The sequence below is a fragment of the Enterococcus sp. 3G1_DIV0629 genome, from assembly GCF_002141285.1.
GTDB lineage: Bacteria > Bacillota > Bacilli > Lactobacillales > Enterococcaceae > Enterococcus_B > Enterococcus_B lactis.
This window is the reverse complement of record NZ_NGLI01000001.1, coordinates 234,555-250,775: the sequence shown is the minus strand read 5'-3', so window position 1 is coordinate 250,775 and position 16,221 is coordinate 234,555. Positions and strand designations below refer to the sequence as shown.

The 16,221-nt window shown below is 38.5% G+C and carries 15 protein-coding genes and 1 other annotated feature; of the genes, 8 read left to right on the top strand and 7 right to left on the bottom strand.

Annotated features, from left to right (window positions below; all coding sequences use genetic code 11):
- The first annotated feature begins 194 nt into the window (after positions 1 to 194).
- Together A5816_RS01195 and A5816_RS01185 are read left to right on the top strand one after the other, a co-directional pair.
- Positions 195 to 2,129 (top strand): ABC-F family ATP-binding cassette domain-containing protein, encoded by a 1,935-nt coding sequence (locus tag A5816_RS01195; protein ID WP_086310517.1) that lies wholly within the window; start codon positions 195 to 197, stop codon positions 2,127 to 2,129.
- Between the two features lie 193 nt (positions 2,130 to 2,322).
- Positions 2,323 to 3,936, top strand: coding sequence for an FAD-dependent oxidoreductase (locus A5816_RS01185; protein WP_086310516.1), 1,614 nt, complete (start codon positions 2,323 to 2,325; stop codon positions 3,934 to 3,936).
- Between the two features lie 291 nt (positions 3,937 to 4,227).
- Here A5816_RS01185 and A5816_RS01180 read toward each other — a convergent pair whose 3' ends face one another.
- The 7 genes from A5816_RS01180 to A5816_RS01145 all read right to left on the bottom strand — a co-directional run bounded on the left by A5816_RS01180 (position 4,228) and on the right by A5816_RS01145 (position 11,211).
- Positions 4,228 to 5,019 carry a hypothetical protein gene (locus A5816_RS01180; protein ID WP_086310515.1) on the bottom strand — a complete coding sequence of 264 codons (792 nt, stop codon included), beginning with the start codon at positions 5,017 to 5,019 and terminating at the stop codon, positions 4,228 to 4,230.
- 211 nt (positions 5,020 to 5,230) lie between these two features.
- A complete protein-coding gene (locus tag A5816_RS01175; protein WP_086310514.1) occupies positions 5,231 to 6,361 on the bottom strand; it encodes a 5-methyltetrahydropteroyltriglutamate--homocysteine S-methyltransferase in 1,131 nt (376 codons plus the stop codon).
- 59 nt (positions 6,362 to 6,420) lie between these two features.
- Positions 6,421 to 6,648: a binding site (T-box leader), on the bottom strand.
- A gap of 202 nt (positions 6,649 to 6,850) precedes the next feature.
- On the bottom strand, positions 6,851 to 7,924 hold the full coding sequence (locus A5816_RS01165) for an ABC transporter substrate-binding protein (RefSeq protein ID WP_086310513.1): 1,074 nt from the start codon (positions 7,922 to 7,924) through the stop codon (positions 6,851 to 6,853).
- Positions 7,921 to 8,748 carry an ABC transporter permease gene (locus A5816_RS01160; RefSeq protein WP_002308417.1) on the bottom strand — a complete coding sequence of 276 codons (828 nt, stop codon included), beginning with the start codon at positions 8,746 to 8,748 and terminating at the stop codon, positions 7,921 to 7,923. Before A5816_RS01160 ends, A5816_RS01165 begins: the two co-directional genes overlap by 4 nt.
- A complete protein-coding gene (locus A5816_RS01155) occupies positions 8,749 to 9,555 on the bottom strand; it encodes an ABC transporter permease (protein ID WP_002287038.1) in 807 nt (268 codons plus the stop codon).
- An 11-nt stretch (positions 9,556 to 9,566) separates the two neighbouring features.
- Positions 9,567 to 10,652 (bottom strand): ABC transporter ATP-binding protein, encoded by a 1,086-nt coding sequence (locus A5816_RS01150; RefSeq protein WP_002308416.1) that lies wholly within the window; start codon positions 10,650 to 10,652, stop codon positions 9,567 to 9,569.
- Positions 10,653 to 10,668: 16 nt separating this feature from the next.
- Entirely contained in the window at positions 10,669 to 11,211 is a 543-nt protein-coding gene (locus A5816_RS01145) for a helix-turn-helix domain-containing protein (RefSeq protein WP_086310512.1), read from the bottom strand.
- A 268-nt stretch (positions 11,212 to 11,479) separates the two neighbouring features.
- Between A5816_RS01145 and A5816_RS01140 the strand changes: the two genes are divergently transcribed.
- The 6 genes from A5816_RS01140 to A5816_RS01115 all read left to right on the top strand — a co-directional run bounded on the left by A5816_RS01140 (position 11,480) and on the right by A5816_RS01115 (position 16,121).
- Positions 11,480 to 12,469 carry an oxidoreductase gene (locus A5816_RS01140; RefSeq protein ID WP_010732066.1) on the top strand — a complete coding sequence of 330 codons (990 nt, stop codon included), beginning with the start codon at positions 11,480 to 11,482 and terminating at the stop codon, positions 12,467 to 12,469.
- Positions 12,466 to 13,203, top strand: coding sequence for a phosphopantothenate--cysteine ligase (locus A5816_RS01135; protein WP_086310511.1), 738 nt, complete (start codon positions 12,466 to 12,468; stop codon positions 13,201 to 13,203). The genes A5816_RS01140 and A5816_RS01135 overlap by 4 nt, the downstream gene beginning before the upstream one ends.
- Positions 13,200 to 13,751, top strand: a complete 552-nt coding sequence (gene coaC / locus A5816_RS01130) for a phosphopantothenoylcysteine decarboxylase (protein ID WP_086310510.1) — start codon at positions 13,200 to 13,202, stop codon at positions 13,749 to 13,751. Before A5816_RS01135 ends, coaC begins: the two co-directional genes overlap by 4 nt.
- Before the next feature lie 16 nt (positions 13,752 to 13,767).
- Positions 13,768 to 14,400: an ECF transporter S component gene (locus A5816_RS01125; RefSeq protein ID WP_002308409.1), complete on the top strand. Its 633-nt coding sequence runs from the start codon at positions 13,768 to 13,770 to the stop codon at positions 14,398 to 14,400.
- Between the two features lie 85 nt (positions 14,401 to 14,485).
- Positions 14,486 to 15,133 (top strand): NAD(P)-binding oxidoreductase, encoded by a 648-nt coding sequence (locus A5816_RS01120; protein ID WP_002373409.1) that lies wholly within the window; start codon positions 14,486 to 14,488, stop codon positions 15,131 to 15,133.
- Between the two features lie 4 nt (positions 15,134 to 15,137).
- The gene (locus tag A5816_RS01115; RefSeq protein WP_086310509.1) at positions 15,138 to 16,121 is read left to right on the top strand and encodes an NAD(P)H-quinone oxidoreductase; all 984 of its coding nucleotides are present in this window, start codon (positions 15,138 to 15,140) and stop codon (positions 16,119 to 16,121) included.
- The last annotated feature ends 100 nt before the right edge of the window (positions 16,122 to 16,221 follow it).

The following is a 16,221-nucleotide window of genomic DNA, read 5'->3' as shown; positions in this document are numbered from 1 at the left end:
CTTTGATTTCTCCATCATAGCAGTATTTATAGGAAAAAATCAATTCCATTGCTCAGATATTGTGAAATTTTATTCTTTATTCATTTATTTATCATTTCTGCAAATCTCGCAGTATGAGGGAATTTATGGTAGACTACTAATTGAAAAATAGTTTTTTATTTGAGGAGAATTCACAAAGTAGAAAAGAGGATTCCATGATATTATTACAAGCCAATCAGATTGCTCGCCATTTTGGTGCAGAAGTCTTATTTGAAAACATACATTTAGAAATCAGTACAGGCGCTCGTGTCGCTTTAGTTGGCAGAAATGGCGCTGGAAAATCGACTTTATTGAAGATCATTGCTGGAATTGAAGCACCAGATGATGGAAAGATTGCTAAAAATAAAACAGCGACTCTCGGATACCTCGCTCAGGACACAGGACTTGATTCCAATGAAACAGTGTGGAACGAGATGTTGAAAGCTTTTGAACAAGTTAGAAAAATGGAACAGCGGATGCGCGAACTAGAGATTTTCATTAGCGAAGGTACGCCAGATACACCCGCTTATACTTCTTATTTAAAAGAATATGATCGCCTGCAACACGATTTTTCGGATCGAAACGGCTATGGTTATGAAAATGAAATTCGTTCCGTATTGCATGGTTTTAAATTCGATTCTTCCTTTTATGACCAGAAAATCGATACTTTATCAGGTGGACAGCGTACACGTTTAGCTCTAGCTCGCATGCTTTTACAACACCCTGACATTTTGATTCTAGACGAACCCACAAACCACTTGGATATCGAGACGCTTTCCTGGCTTGAAAATTATCTGCAAAGTTATACCGGTGCATTACTGATTGTTTCACATGACCGTTATTTCTTAGATAAAGTAGTCAATGAAGTTTATGAACTAAGCAGAAGAAAAATGCGCCATTACAAAGGCAACTATTCGAAGTATCTAGACTTGAAAGCAGAACAGCTGACAAGTGAATGGAAGGCTTATGAAAAGCAGCAGACAGAGATCCACAAATTAGAAGACTTCGTTGCTCGGAATCTTGTTCGTGCCTCTACCACTAAACGGGCGCAAAGTCGCAGAAAGACATTAGAAAAAATGGAACGTCTGGATCGTCCTCAAGGGGATGAGAAACAAGCAAACTTTCTTTTCAGTATAGAAAAACCTTCTGGAAATGTTGTCTTGCAGATCGAAGATGCCGCTATCGGATATGATGATGTCACCTTATCTGAACCAATCAATTTGGATATCCGCCGACAAGAAGCGATTGCTCTAGTAGGTCCGAATGGTATCGGAAAATCGACGTTGCTGAAATCGATTATCCACCAGATTCCTTTTATCCGTGGCAAAGAAACGCTAGGGACAAATGTCACCATCGGCTATTATGATCAAGGGCAAGCTGATCTGCATACAAACAAGACGATTCTAGCAGAATTGTGGGATGAGCATCCTACCACTCCAGAAAAAGACATTCGAAGTGCTTTAGGTGCTTTCTTATTTTCTGGCGAAGATGTAGAAAAACCAATCCCTCTGTTAAGCGGCGGTGAAAAAGCACGGGTTGCTTTAGCCAAGCTAGCGATGAACAAAGAAAATTTTTTGATTTTGGATGAACCAACAAACCATTTAGATATTGACAACAAAGAAGTATTAGAAAATGCATTGATCGATTACGATGGCACACTGCTTTTTGTTTCCCATGACCGATATTTCATCAATCGGATTGCGACAAAAGTCGTCGAACTCTCTGAAAATGGCAGTAAAGTCTATCTTGGAGACTATGATTATTATTTAGAGAAAAAACAAGAAGAAGAAGAAATCGCCGAATTGTTGGCACAAGATGAGCCAGAATCCGCTCCTGCTCCTACGAATAAATCCGATTATTACCAGAGCAAAGAACAGCAAAAGCTTATCCGTAGCCTTCAACGAAAAATCACTCAGGTTGAAGAAGAAATGACGCGGATCGATGAATGGATCGATCGGTTGGAACAAGAAATGGTCGCACCAGAAAATCTGGAAGATCACGTAAAACTCAATGAGCTGAACCAAGCTTTAGAATCAGCTAGACAAGATCAAGAAACAAAATTGTCGGAATGGGAAGAACTAAGCTTGGAATTAGAAGAATACGAGAATTAAAAGCCAATGGAAAGAGGTTGTGACAGCACTGTTGTCATAGCCTCTTTCTTTTTTATGCAGAAACATAGCGAAACCGTTCTCTTTTTCTTACTATTTTTCTCTACTGACAAAATAAACAATAATTTTCCGGCACAATTATTTGCTGTTTTTTGCCATAACATAGTACGATCAACGTAGAAAAGGAGATGTTTTTATGAAAGTTGTTGTCATTGGCGGTGTAGCTGGCGGTCCTTCATTTGCCACTCGTTTCCGTCGATTGAATGAAGCACACGAAATCATTATCTATGAACGCGGAGAGAATATTTCTTACGCAAGTTGTGCTTTGCCTTATTATTTAGGTGGTGTGATCACGAACCGTGACTCGCTGATCGAACGTACACCAGAAATATTGAAAACAAAAAACAACATCGATGTCTTTACTAAACACGAAGTAACAGCAATCGATCCATCTGCTAAGCGATTACTAGTTAAAGACCTATCTACAAATAAAGAGACAGAAACGGATTACGATAAGTTGATCATCTCTTCTGGTGCTAGACCAGCTTACCCGGATATTCCCGGAGTTTTTGAAGCAGAAAACGGCTTTGTCCTTCGCAGTGTGACGGATGCGGATCGAATCAAATCGTTCCTGGAAGAAAAAGATCCACAACATGTCGTCATTCTTGGCGCAGGTGTCATGGGTCTGGAATTAGCGGAGAATTTCAAGCATCGCGGCTTAGACGTGACTTTAATCGATCAATTGCCGCAAGTCGCTTTCCCTTATGATCCAGAAATCGCTGATCTAGTTTATGACAAATTGCTAAAAGAAGGACTAACCGTTCATTTAGAAACAACAGTTACTGAGATCCGTGAAAAAGGTCGAGAATTAGTATTATCAGATGGCTCCGTCCTTTCCACTGATATGCTTGTCTTTGCTGTTGGTGTTTCTCCGAATAATGAAGTGGTGAAAGCAGCCGGCATACAATTATCAGATACAGGCCAGATCATTGTTGATGACCAGTTACAAACCAATCTGCCGGACATCTATGCGATTGGTGATATTATCGAAACGACTAGTGTAGTGACTGGGCAGCCGATTCAAAGTATGCTTTCCAGTGCGGCCAATCGTCAAGGACACATGCTGGCAGATATTTTAAATGGTACGCCTATGCGCTATCGCGGATATATTGGTGCGGGTGTCGCAAAAATCTTTGATTATACAGCAAGTTATGCTGGAATGACAGAACATGCACTAAGAGCATCAGGCATAACGAATTACAAAACTGTTTTTATCACTCCTTTTGACCATGCCTATTTCTATCCAGGAGCCACAAGATTAAATCTAAAGCTGATTTTTGATGCAGATAGCGGTCGGATTTTAGGTGGACAAGCATTTGGAGAAAAGGGAGTCGATAAACGGATGGGAGAGCTTTCTGTAGCGATCACCGGAAACTTGACTGTCTTTGATTTGCCCGATCTGGAGTTGCCTTACTCTCCCCCATATTCTACTACCCGTGACCCGCTGAATATAGCTGGTTATGTCGCAATTAATCAAATGACAAATATCGTAGAAACAATCAAAGCAGGTGATATACCCGAAAACGATTTGAAAGAAGCGTTCTTTTTAGATATACGTGAACCTAATAAAGCACCTTCTGGCAGTATCTCGGCAACAAAAAATATTCCAATGAATGAATTACGAGATCGAATCAATGAAATCCCAAAAGATAAAAAAGTTTACATTACTTTTAGAAGAGGACTGAATACTTATACTTCTGCACGAATCTTGTCAGGTTTGGGTATCAAAGCGATTTTGATTGAAGAATAAAAAAACGACCGCGGTGGGTAGCCGCGGTCTAGGAGTTATTTTTACTTGAGGAGTAAAAATGAAAAAGTATATAGGGTTGTTGGTTGGTATGTATATAGAATAGAAGATAAATGTGAAGAAATTGTGCATTATTTCTTCACATTTATTAGGTTATAGTTTAAGAAAGTTTAAATATTCCACAGTTTGGTTATTTTAGGCGTTTCTTTTCATTAGAAAAACCATCTTTTGGTTCTGAGATAAATCTTAACGCATAGTCGTCTCTAGAATAACGGCGCCTAATGTTATAAGGCTTCATATTAATCTCTCAACACCAGGGCCTAATATGATATTTCTATTAGATGTTTTTTTGTTTTCATTTTTGTTTTCTATTCTTTTTTCTAACAAAATTTGCTGTAACTTCTTTAAGTGAGCCGGGTCGATTGGCTTACGTTGTGAGATGCTAGGAACTAGTTCTCCAAAAATGTCTCTTCTATTGTTATAATATTTTTTGACTTCCTCATGAATCGCATAATGATGAACGGACATTCGGTTGACTATATCATTTACAGCTTGGTTATTCAATTTTCTGTTTGGGATTTTTCCATCAAGACACCAGAACAAAAGAGTATAGTGTATTTGGAAAGTTTTTTTATTTTCTTCTTCGAAAGTTTTTTTTAATTCTTCATCGTATCGCCATGTAGATTTTATATAGTTCAATTTTTCTTTTTCTATATTCAACCAATAATGAAGATAATCAGATAAATAAATTTTATCTTGTAGTTGACCAACCATGTCTTTTTTAAAATATTTTATAAATTCACTTGATGGTGTATCCCCAGTAAAAGGTGGTCTCCAGGTCATTTGTGCTAAATTTGCAACATAGTCCAACCGATAATATGCTTCCATAGAATTAGAATGACTAGTTTCTTCTGCATAGTATTTCTTCTCATACATGCGCAAATATTTTAACACATCCGTGTATACATCAAATCCTACGGCTTGAAAATGAGCATTTAGTTTCTGTTGGCTTTCGTTACTTTGACTCACAAGATCATATCGTTTATTTTTTTTGAAAAAATGTGAAAACATTTTGTTCCTTTTCATACAATCTCCTCCCTTTCTTTTGTCGATTACCGTATCATTTTATCGAAAAGAGGGAAAGGTCATTTTTTTCCTTTTGGTTTATAGAAAATGAAAAATATAGTGAAGGATTTATGGGATACGGCTAATCATCAGAAAATAAAAAGAGTGGATCTCTCCACTCCATGAAAAGCGAACTTTTTGGAACACTACATTTTTCCCAAGCCCACATTTTTTATAGCCAAACTTCTTTTGCGACTTGCTGCAATAATTGGATTTTCTTCCATTGTTCTTCTTCTGTTAAATGATTTCCTTCTTCTGTTGAAGCAAACCCACATTGAGGACTGATACTTAGATTTTCCAACGGTACAAATTGTTGTGCTTCTTTTATTCGTTCTTTTATCTTCTCCGTATCTTCCAAATCTGGAAACTTAGAAGTAACTAATCCTAAAACGACTTTACTTTCTTTGTTATTCCAATGTCTTAAAGGGGTAAAATCACCTGCTCGTTCAGAATCGTATTCCAAAAAGAAACCATCATAATTCGTTGAAAACAACTCTTCTGCAATGGGTTCATATCCACCGGAGAACAGCCAAGAAGAAGCGTGATTCCCGCGACAGATATGTGTCGTGATCGTCAAATCTTCTGGTTTGTCTTCCAGTGCGTTATTGATAATCTCTGTACAAATATGGGCCATTTCTTTCGGATCAATTCCTTTTTGAAGAAGTGTTTCTCTTTTAGTTTGATCAGCTAAAAACGCCCAATTTGTATCATCGAATTGCAGGTAACGGCAACCTTTTTCATAAAAAGCATGGATGGCTGCTTTGTAAGTAGAGGACAAGTCCTCATAAAAATCAGATAGATCAGGATAGATCTCATTGATTTTTGAAGAACCATCGTTAGATAGAATCTCTTGTCGTAAAATCATCGTGGGACTAGGGATCGTTGCCTTTGCGACAAAAGTATCATCTGTTTCCACTACTTCTTTCAGAAAAGCAAAATCTTTTAAAAATGGGTGGTTTGGATTGAAAGATAATTTATCTACTACCCGAATATTATAAGCTGGAGCTGCTTTCCCGTGGAATGTTTGATTATATCCAGTTTCTGGAACATAGCCTTCGATACCATTTAGTTCTTCTAAAAAATCAAGATGCCAAAATCCGCGCCGAAATTCGCCATCCGTAATTCCTTTGATGCCCACTGCTTTTTGATTTTCTACTAATCTCTTTATCTCCTGATCTTCGATTGTACGAAGTTCTTCTTTTGAAAGTAAGCCTTCTTGAACTTTTTTTCTTGCTTCTTTGATTGATTGCGGACGTAAGAAACTTCCGACATGATCTACTGTAAATGGTTTGTTTTTGCTCATTTCACTCACTCTTTTCTTTGTTTTTTGTAAAAAAAAATCCTTTTACTAGCAAATACTAGTAAAAGGACGATTATACTCGTGGTACCACCTTTTTTCAGAAAAAACATTCTTTCTCTCAGCCTGACAATAAAATCAGTGGTCTTGGTAACGAAAGACTGTTCGTTTTTGCCTACCTTTCGACAAAAAATCCTCTAAGGCCATTTTCGACAGTCAACTTCTAGCTTTTTACACCAACCAAAGCCTCTCTTGAACCATTTCCTGTCTACTTTCCTTCTCATCGGATACTATTAGAATAAAATTAGAATAGCATGTTTGAAAGAAAAGTCAATAGGGGATAAGAACAAATAAATACTAATTTGGTATCCTTAGATCACTTCCTTAAAATAATTATACCCGTTTCAACTACATAAAAAGGACTTAATTTTGAAAAATTTCCCATCAAAACTAAGTCCTTTTTATTATAGTTATGCAAATTTGCTGATTTTCTCACTATTTCCGATACATCTTGAATTCTAAGAATAGGTCATTATAGATGCCTAGGTATTTCGATCCTAAATCTTCGTAGACTTCAAGATGAGAGATCGTGTCATCAGATGGATAAAATTGTTCGTCCGACGAAATGTCTTTTGGCAATAACGCTTTTGCTTTTTCATTTGGTGTAGAATAACCAATATACTCTGCATTTTGTGCCGCGTTTTTCGGTTCTAGCATAAAGTTGATGAAATCATAGGCACCTTCTTTATTCTTCACGGTTTTTGGCATAACGATATTATCAAACCAAAGATTGGACCCTTCTGGTGGGATCACGTAATGTAAATGTTCATTTTCCCACATCATATCGGCAGCTTCACCAGAAAATGTTACTGCCACGGAAGCTTCTTCATTGATCATATACATTTTGATCTCATCAGCCACGATTGCTTTGACATTTGGTGTTAGATGATTCAATTTATTTGCTGCTTCTGTCAGCTGTGCCATATTCTTACTATTCAAAGAATAGCCTAGACTATTCAAAGAAAGCCCCATAACTTCTCGTGCACCATCAATCAGCATCAAACTGTCTTTCAATTCCGGCTTCCACAAATCATCCCAATGCTGGATTTGATCTGCATCAAAGAATTTATCATTATATACGATCCCTAAAGTTCCCCAAAAATATGGAATCGAATACTGATTATCTGGATCAAAATCCAAATTTAAAAATCGTGGATCGATATTATTTAATCCTTTGATCTTTGAATGATCTAAGGGTAGCACTAGTTTTTCTTTGATCATTTTTTGGATCATATATTCACTTGGAATAGCGATATCATAGTTTGTTCCACCTTGTTGGATCTTTGTGAACATCGCTTCATTAGAATCAAATGTTTCATAATTTACTTTGTATCCATATTCTTTTTCAAATTTCGTGATCAAACTAGGATCGATATAATCCCCCCAGTTATAGATCGTCAGTACCTTCGCTCCACTCATGCCACTTGTTTTTTCAAGTTGACGTACACCAAGCAGCAGCACCGCAATAATGATGAGAATACCTAAAAACAGAGATTGTAATTTTTTCATCGTAGCCGTGCCACCCCCTCGCGTACTCTTCTGTTTTTCTTCAACCGTTTTGGACGGTTCTCTTTACTAATGAAGTAGTAACCAATGACCAATATCATGGAGAACAAGAAAACTAATGCACTTAGCGCATTGATTTCTAAACTGATTCCTTGTCTTGCACGAGAATAAATCTCTACTGAGAGCGTTGTAAAGCCATTTCCTGTGACGAAAAACGTAACCGCAAAATCGTCAAGAGAATAGGTAAATGCCATAAAATACCCAGCTATGATCCCTGGAGAAAGATAAGGCAAAATGATATTTTTGACTACTTGCAAATTATTAGCACCAAGATCTCTAGCCGCATCAACCATTGAATCGTTCATTTCTTGCAATTTTGGCAAGACCATCAAGACGACGATTGGAATGCTGAAAGCAATATGGGAAAGCAATACACTCTGAAAACCTAATCCGAATCCTAGTAGTGTAAAGAAAATCAAGAAACTAGCACCGATAATAACATCAGGAGAGACTAATAAGATGTTATTCATGCTCAACAACGCTGTCCGTGCACGTCGTTTCTTCGTGTAATAGATCCCCATAGCCCCAAATGTCCCGATGATCGTGGCGATCAATGCAGATAAAAAAGCCAGCATGAACGTATTCAATACGATAATGATCAAACGAGTATCTTCAAAAACAGCTTCATAATTTTCCCAAGTAAACCCTGTAAAGCTGTTCATCGTTCCTCCTTCATTGAAGGAATAAAAAATCAGATAGAAGATCGGTGCATATAAGAATAAAAAGACGATCCCTAAATAAAGATACGACCATTTAAATTTTTTCATTTATGAGCGACCTCCTTTTTTCTTCTCGCCTGTCAGGAGCATCACGATAAACATAGCAATGATTAAAATCACACCGATTGTAGAACCCATCCCCCAGTTTTGCGTAACCAAGAAATGCTGTTCGATAGCTGTTCCTAAAGTGATTACTCGGTTACCACCAATCAGACGAGTGAGCATGAATAAAGAAAGAGAAGGAATAAAGACTGCTTGGACGCCGCTTTTCACACCATTTAATGATAATGGAAAAATCACTCGTCGGAAGGTCTCAAAGCTATTCGCTCCTAAATCTCTGCTGGCACTGATCAAAGAAGGATTCATCTCTTCCAGTGCATTGAAAATCGGCATAATCATAAATGGAATCTCGATATACGTTGCGACGAACAAGAAACTGAAGTCTGTGAACAATATCTGTTTCGGTCCGATCCCGATAAAGTCAAAGAAATGATTCACGCTGCCGTGAACACTGAAAATTCCAATAAATGCATAAGCTTTAAGCAGCAGATTCACCCATGTAGGCAAAATAATCAACATCAGCCATAATTGCTTGTGCTTCAGTTTTGTTAAAAAATAAGCAGTCGGGTAACTGATGATCAGTGTAAAAAACGTGATCAAAAATGCATACCATACAGAATTGATCGTCATAGAAAGCGATGTCCCCGACGTAAAATAAGATAGATAGTTATTCAGCGTGAATTGCCCATTCATATCAAAAAAAGATTGATAAATGATCATTAATACAGGCGCGATCACGAATAAACCGAGCCACAAAATATAAGGGACGGAATAGATCCTGCGCATTGTTTTCATTCTTGTCCCCCCTATTCTTCGTAACTGTCAAGACGTGCATCGAATTCTTCTTCAGACTCGTTGAAACGCATGACATGGATATCTTCTGGCTCAAAGGCCAATCCTACTTTACTTCCTTCTTTAGCTTTTTTCGTCGAATGGACCATCCATTCATTTTGCTGTTCATCATAACAGATGATTTCATAATGGACACCACGAAACAGCTGAGTATCGACCGTTACGACTAACTTTCCTTTATCTGGTGTCGTGATTGTCAAATCCTCTGGGCGTAAAACAACTTCAACTGGCTCATTCGGGCGCATCCCGCCATCGACACATTCAAATTGCTTACCAACAAATTCAACTAGATTATCTTCAATCATCACACCGTCCACGATATTGCTTTCCCCAACAAAATCAGCAACGAAATGATTGATTGGCTCATCATAAATATCTACAGGCGTACCACTTTGGACGATTTTCCCTTTATTCATGACAAAAATCTCATCACTCATCGCCAACGCTTCTTCTTGATCATGAGTCACAAAAATAAACGTGATCCCTAATCGTTGTTGCAGATCCCGCAGTTCATACTGCATATCTGTACGTAGTTTCAAATCAAGCGCCGATAACGGTTCATCTAGTAGCAATACTTTGGGTTCGTTCACGATTGCTCGTGCAATCGCTACACGCTGTCTTTGACCACCAGACATTTCACTGATCTCCCGTTTCTCATATCCAGGAAGCTGGACCATACGCAATGCATCTTTTACCTTCTTTTCGATATCAGATTTGGACATTTTTTTGATCTTCAATCCAAAAGCAACGTTATCAAAAACATTCATATGAGGAAAAAGTGCATAATCTTGGAAGACGGTGTTTACTTGTCGCTTATTAGCTGGCAAATCATTCAACCGTTTCCCTTCAAAATAGATGTCCCCTTCTGTAGCTTCGGTGAATCCAGCTATAATACGTAGGATCGTTGTTTTACCACAGCCGGAAGGACCAAGCAGTGTATAAAATTTTCCTTGTTCGATCTCAAAACTTACTTTTTTTAATACTGTTTCATCATCATAGCGTTTCACTACTTGATCAAATGAAATGATTGGTTTCCCCACGTTTTTACCCCCTATATTACAAATATGATTGTGTCGCGACAATCAATGCTTTTGTTCGTTTTTTGAGATGATTCCTTAATTGATGTTGTTTTGTCGCTTGATAATAGATCGACTGTCCTGCTTTTGCCACATAGACCGTCTCTCCTAAGCTTAACTCTAATTCCCCTTCTAATACAAAAATAAACGTTTCAGATAATGAAGGTTCAAACGTCTTATATTCTCCTGCACCTTCAAAAGTTAGTAAGACAGGCTCCATTTCTTTTTCATTCGAATCAGCCACCAGCCATTCCAATTCATACCCGTTTTCTTCATCGAAATAAACCGTATGATCTTCTTTTGAATAAACCACTTGCAGATTCGCTGCTTCTTGATGAAAAAATTCTTCTGGAGTGACACCTAAGACTTCAAGAATAGAAAAGAATGTTTCCATTGATGGTGAACTTAAATCTCGTTCCAACTGGGAAATATACCCTTTTGACAAATCTGTGCGTTCGCCTAGTTCTTCTTGTGTCAAATTCTTTTGGATGCGCAAATTTCTTAACTTCTCACCAATTTCCATAATTTCCTCCGTATGAAGTTTTCTAATAGTAAACTTCTGGTTTACTACCACTCGTATTAGTATACGAATTTTATTGCAAAAGGCAACCCTTTTTAAAATTTTTTTTGCTGAATATTTCTTTATCTTTTCGAATCATTTCTACTTATTCGATTCTTTCTTTTTTCTGCCTCTTTCACCTAATTTTTGTCTAAATTTAAGGAAGAACCAGAATAAAAAAGTAGGCTTTGTGGTATGATAAAAGAAAATTTTTAAAAGGAGTGTCTCACGAATGAACGCTTTTCGATCTTTTCAGGTAATAAATGAACCTGTTTTCCATACAGCAATCAGTGATCTGCCATTTACTGAATTGGCTGAAAATGAAGTCTTGGTAAAAATTGCCTATTCTGATGTCAATTATAAAGATGCATTGGCAATGAGCGAGTCTGGTCAGGTGATACGAACCTATCCGATGACTCCAGGGATTGATTTATCCGGAACTGTCGTCCAAAGTAAAGATTCACGTTTTTCAGAAGGAGATCTTGTACTTGCTACTGGTTTTGGGCTTGGTGTCACCTATCCAGGCGGTTACAGCCAATACCAAAAAGTACCAGGAGACTGGTTAGTCCCTCTACCGAAAAATATGACACTGCGGCAAGCGATGATTTTTGGTACAGCAGGGTTTACTGCTATGTTGTGTGTGAACGCTTTAATCCGTCAAGGCATAACCTCCAATAAAAAAGTTGTCGTTACTGGTGCTTCTGGCGGTGTAGGCAGTGTAGCTGTCGCCCTGTTACATAAACTCGGATTCCAGTCAATCATTGCTTTTTCCAGAAAAGAAGAGTCTGTCACATGGCTAAAAAGCCTAGGTGCTTCTCAAGTCGTACGACCTGATGAATTTCTGCCAGAAACAACAAAAACTTTAGGAAAACAGCAAATCGATGCTGTCATCGACACAGTAGGTGGTGAGCAACTAAGTAGTCTTCTTCCATTGATCTCTTATAACGGTGTAGCAGCTTTATGTGGCAATGCAGGGGGAATCAAACTAAACACGACCGTTTTGCCTTTTATTCTGCGAAACATCCAATTGATTGGGATCGATTCTGTCAATGTACCTATTGAACAACGTCCTTCTTTATGGCAACAGATGGCAGATTTGCAGATGGCAGATGATCTAGTCGTCCAAGAAGTTACTCTGGAGCAGTTGCCTGAAACAGCAACTAAACTACTTGCTGGGACACATCAAGGAAGAACACTGGTAAATGTAGGTGACCAAAAATGAAGGTTCTGATCACAGCTGGAGGGACAACTGAAAAAATCGATCAGGTACGTGCTATTACGAATCATTCGACAGGACGATTAGGACAAGCTTTAGCTGATCACTTAGCTGCCAACCCAGATACCACAGTCGATTACGTGACTACGAGACAAGCACTGAAACCGGAAAGACGTTCCAATATAACGATCTATACGATCGAGTCTGCCCAAGACTTGTTTTTACAATTAGAAGCACTCACAAAAAAAGAACACTATGATGCAATTATCCACAGTATGGCAGTCAGTGATTTTACTCCTGCTTTTAGTTTTTCAGAAGAACAGTTGGCAAAAAAACTACCCGCTTCTTCAACACAAGAAGAACTGGCCAATTGGTTTGCAGAAAATGAACAAATAAAGCACTCTGCTTCAAAGATCTCTTCTGACACCGAGCATCTTGTGCTCGTTTTGAAGAAAACGCCAAAAATCATTTCTTATCTGCGTGAATGGCAGCCGAAAGCGAAAATCATTGGTTTCAAACTATTAGTAGACGTACCAAAGGAATCTCTTCTTACAGTTGCCAAAAACAGTCTGATAAATAACAAAACTGATTTTATTTTCGCGAATGATTTGACAGAAATCCATGGCGAGACACACCACGGTTATCTCTTATCTAAAGATGGGACAGTGGAAGAAGCACAAAGCAAATCTGAGATTGCTGCATTGATTACTGAAAAAATTAGATTGGAGGAATCAAAATGAAAAAGATCTTATTAGGCGTTACCGGAAGTATTTCTGCTTACAAAAGCGCCGATCTTACAAGTCAATTTGTCAAATCAGGTGTCCAAGTAGATGTGATTATGTCTAAAAGCAGCACACATTTTATCACGCCATTAACCTTGCAATCTCTGTCGAAGCGAGCAGTCCATACAGATGTCATGCAAGAATCAAATCCACAGGTGATCAATCATATCGAACTAGCCAAACAAGCTGACTTGTTTCTAATCGCACCTGCTACGGCGAACATTGTCGGCAAGCTAGCAAACGGCATTGCAGACGATCTCCTTTCAACAGTCGCAATGGCGCTTCCGATGGGAACACCAAAACTGATTGCCCCTGCTATGAACACGAATATGTATCAAAACCCGATTACTCAGCGTAATCTGGAAACATTGAGATCTGTCGGCTATCAGGAAATCGAACCAAAAGAATCTCTTTTAGCTTGCGGAGATTTTGGAAAAGGTGCCTTAGCTGATATTCAGACGATCATCGAACAGGTCATGCTGACTCTTAACGAAAGAAATGCTTAGTGAAAAAGGAGTACTTATGAAAAATACAAAAAACTTTACTTTGACTGCGATGTTTTTAGCTATTTTGATTTTATTAGCTGTTACGCCTCTAGGGTTTATTCCTATTGGCCCAATAAATGCAACAACCATGCATATACCTGTAATCATTGCTTCGATCGTTTTAGGACCAAGACTAGGTGCTTTTCTTGGCGGTACATTTGGACTGATCAGTATGATTCGAAGTACGGTTATCCAAACACCTTTGTCTTTTGTCTTTTCTCCGTTCATCCCAGTCATCGGAACTGAACATGGAAGCTGGAAAGCCTTGTTGATTGCGTTTATCCCTCGGATCTTGATTGGTGTTGTTCCTTATTTCGTTTATAATGGTCTGCGCAAACTGATGAAACAAAAAGCAGATACCGTCTCTTTATTCTTAGCAGGACTTGCCGGCTCATTGACCAATACGATTTTAGTGATGAATATGATCTACTTTTTATTCCAGCAAGATTACGCCAAAGTCATCGGGACAAATTTAAACGCTGTTTATTCAGCTATTCTTGCAGTTATTTTTACAAGTGGCGTACCTGAAGGAATCGTCGCTGGTCTTGCGACTGCGGCAGTATGCAATGTCTTGTTAAGATACTTCAAGCGCCCTTCTCTTCATCACTGATAGTCATCGTAGCCGATGTCTGATTTTTTTCTCTTTTGGTGTTACTATTAAATAGTAAGATTTGACGTCGAAAGGATGATCCAAAATGAAAATTTTTGTTGTAGGTGCAAACGGACAGATTGGCCGACACCTGATAAAAGATTTAGCTTCAAGTTCCCACGAAATTTTTGCTGGGGTAAGAGATGTCGCTTCCCAGACATTAGTGAAAAAAGAGAATGTTTCGTATGTCTCTTTTGATTTGACTTGGTCCGTGGAAAAAATGGCTGAAGCATTCAAAGGTATCGATGTATTGATTTTTGCTGCCGGTTCTCAAGGAAAGAATCTTTTGCAAGTAGACTTGGATGGTGCAATCAAAACAGTTATCGCAGCTGAAAATGCGCATGTCTCTCGCTATCTGATGGTCAGTGCTGTTTATGCAGATGAACCAGCAAAATGGCCTAAGTCCATGACAGATTATTATATTACTAAACATTATGCAGATGAATGGCTGAAACGAACTAACTTAGATTTTGTCATTCTTCAACCAGTCACATTGACGAACGATGAAGAAGTCACCTCCATTCAATTGACTAAGCCTAATGAAAAAGCAGCCAAAACGATTACTCGTTCTACAGTTGCTGCTGTACTTGCCGCTCTTGTGGAAGAAACGGATATTTCCCGTACGACTCTAGTGCTTTCTGAAGGTAGCCAAGAGTTGAATACAGCATTCCAAGAATGGGCAAAGGAGGAATAGATCCATGCGTGCCATTTCAATCAAGCATCCTGGTTCTGTAGATGTATTAGAACAAATAGAAGTGCCTGTTCCTGAACCAAAACAAGGCGAATTATTGATAAAAGTCCATACAGCAGCTGTCAATCGAACAGATATCATGAAAAGAGAATCAGTCTCTTTAAAACCTCCCTACCCTATTTTGGGTGTCGAAGTAGCTGGAGAGGTAGTTGAGAATAAAAGTGATATCCCCATTTTTACTCCTGGGACAAAAGTGTACGGATTAGTCAATCTATGTGGTTATGCTGAATATGCTGTGATGCCTGCCAATCGAGCAATCCTTCTCCCTGATACGTTAGATTATGTTTCTGCTGCTGGAATCTCAGAAGTTTTTCTGACTGCTTATCAAACACTTTATTGGCTTGGAAAATTACAAGAAGGCGAAACTGTTTTGATCCACGCAGGAGCAAGTGGTGTTGGAACAGCAGCGATCCAATTAGCTAGACAACTTTCTCACGCGAAAATCATCGTTACTGCAGGATCAGAAGAAAAGCTCGCCTTTTGTAAAGAACTTGGTGCAGATGAATTGATCAACTATAAAAAACAAGATTTTCAAGAAGAGGTAAGAAAAATCACTGATGGCCGAGGAGTCGATGTTATCTTGGATTTCATCGGCGCTTCTTACTGGGAAAAGAATTTAGCTTCTATAGCCGTTGATGGTCGCTGGGTCTTGATTGGTATGCTTGGAGGAACCATTGTGCCTGAGATAGACCTTGGTGTATTAATTGGGAAACGCGTCCAACTTCTTGGTACATTATTGACACCTAGAAGTGATCAGTATAAAGCAGAGCTCGCACAAACTTTTATGGAAAAAGCGGGGCCTTTTCTAGAAAGTGGCAAGATTCGGCCAATCATTGACCGTACATTCCAATTCAGCGAAGTCAAACAAGCGCATGAATATATGGAAGCAAACAAAAACATCGGAAAAATCATTTTGAAGATAACTGAATAAAACCATGCTGATCAAAAAAGAGGCTGGGACAGAAGCGTTTAACTCCAAGAAATAAGAAGGAGTTGCTTCTGCTTTCGCCGTTTATACGTGTTTAGAGCGT

Excerpts from the sequence above, each read along its gene's own strand:
- A5816_RS01195 (WP_086310517.1), top strand. The coding sequence starts at position 195 with ATGATATTATTACAAGCCAATCAGATTGCTCGCCATTTTGGTGCAGAA.
- A5816_RS01160 (WP_002308417.1), bottom strand. The coding sequence starts at position 8,748 with ATGAAAAAATTTAAATGGTCGTATCTTTATTTAGGGATCGTCTTTTTA.
- A5816_RS01180 (WP_086310515.1), bottom strand. The coding sequence starts at position 5,019 with ATGAAAAGGAACAAAATGTTTTCACATTTTTTCAAAAAAAATAAACGA.
- A5816_RS01155 (WP_002287038.1), bottom strand. The coding sequence starts at position 9,555 with ATGAAAACAATGCGCAGGATCTATTCCGTCCCTTATATTTTGTGGCTC.
- A5816_RS01140 (WP_010732066.1), top strand. The coding sequence starts at position 11,480 with ATGAACGCTTTTCGATCTTTTCAGGTAATAAATGAACCTGTTTTCCAT.
- A5816_RS01175 (WP_086310514.1), bottom strand. The coding sequence starts at position 6,361 with ATGAGCAAAAACAAACCATTTACAGTAGATCATGTCGGAAGTTTCTTA.
- A5816_RS01185 (WP_086310516.1), top strand. The coding sequence starts at position 2,323 with ATGAAAGTTGTTGTCATTGGCGGTGTAGCTGGCGGTCCTTCATTTGCC.
- coaC (WP_086310510.1), top strand. The coding sequence starts at position 13,200 with ATGAAAAAGATCTTATTAGGCGTTACCGGAAGTATTTCTGCTTACAAA.
- A5816_RS01120 (WP_002373409.1), top strand. The coding sequence starts at position 14,486 with ATGAAAATTTTTGTTGTAGGTGCAAACGGACAGATTGGCCGACACCTG.
- A5816_RS01145 (WP_086310512.1), bottom strand. The coding sequence starts at position 11,211 with ATGGAAATTGGTGAGAAGTTAAGAAATTTGCGCATCCAAAAGAATTTG.
- A5816_RS01115 (WP_086310509.1), top strand. The coding sequence starts at position 15,138 with ATGCGTGCCATTTCAATCAAGCATCCTGGTTCTGTAGATGTATTAGAA.
- A5816_RS01135 (WP_086310511.1), top strand. The coding sequence starts at position 12,466 with ATGAAGGTTCTGATCACAGCTGGAGGGACAACTGAAAAAATCGATCAG.
- A5816_RS01125 (WP_002308409.1), top strand. The coding sequence starts at position 13,768 with ATGAAAAATACAAAAAACTTTACTTTGACTGCGATGTTTTTAGCTATT.
- A5816_RS01165 (WP_086310513.1), bottom strand. The coding sequence starts at position 7,924 with ATGAAAAAATTACAATCTCTGTTTTTAGGTATTCTCATCATTATTGCG.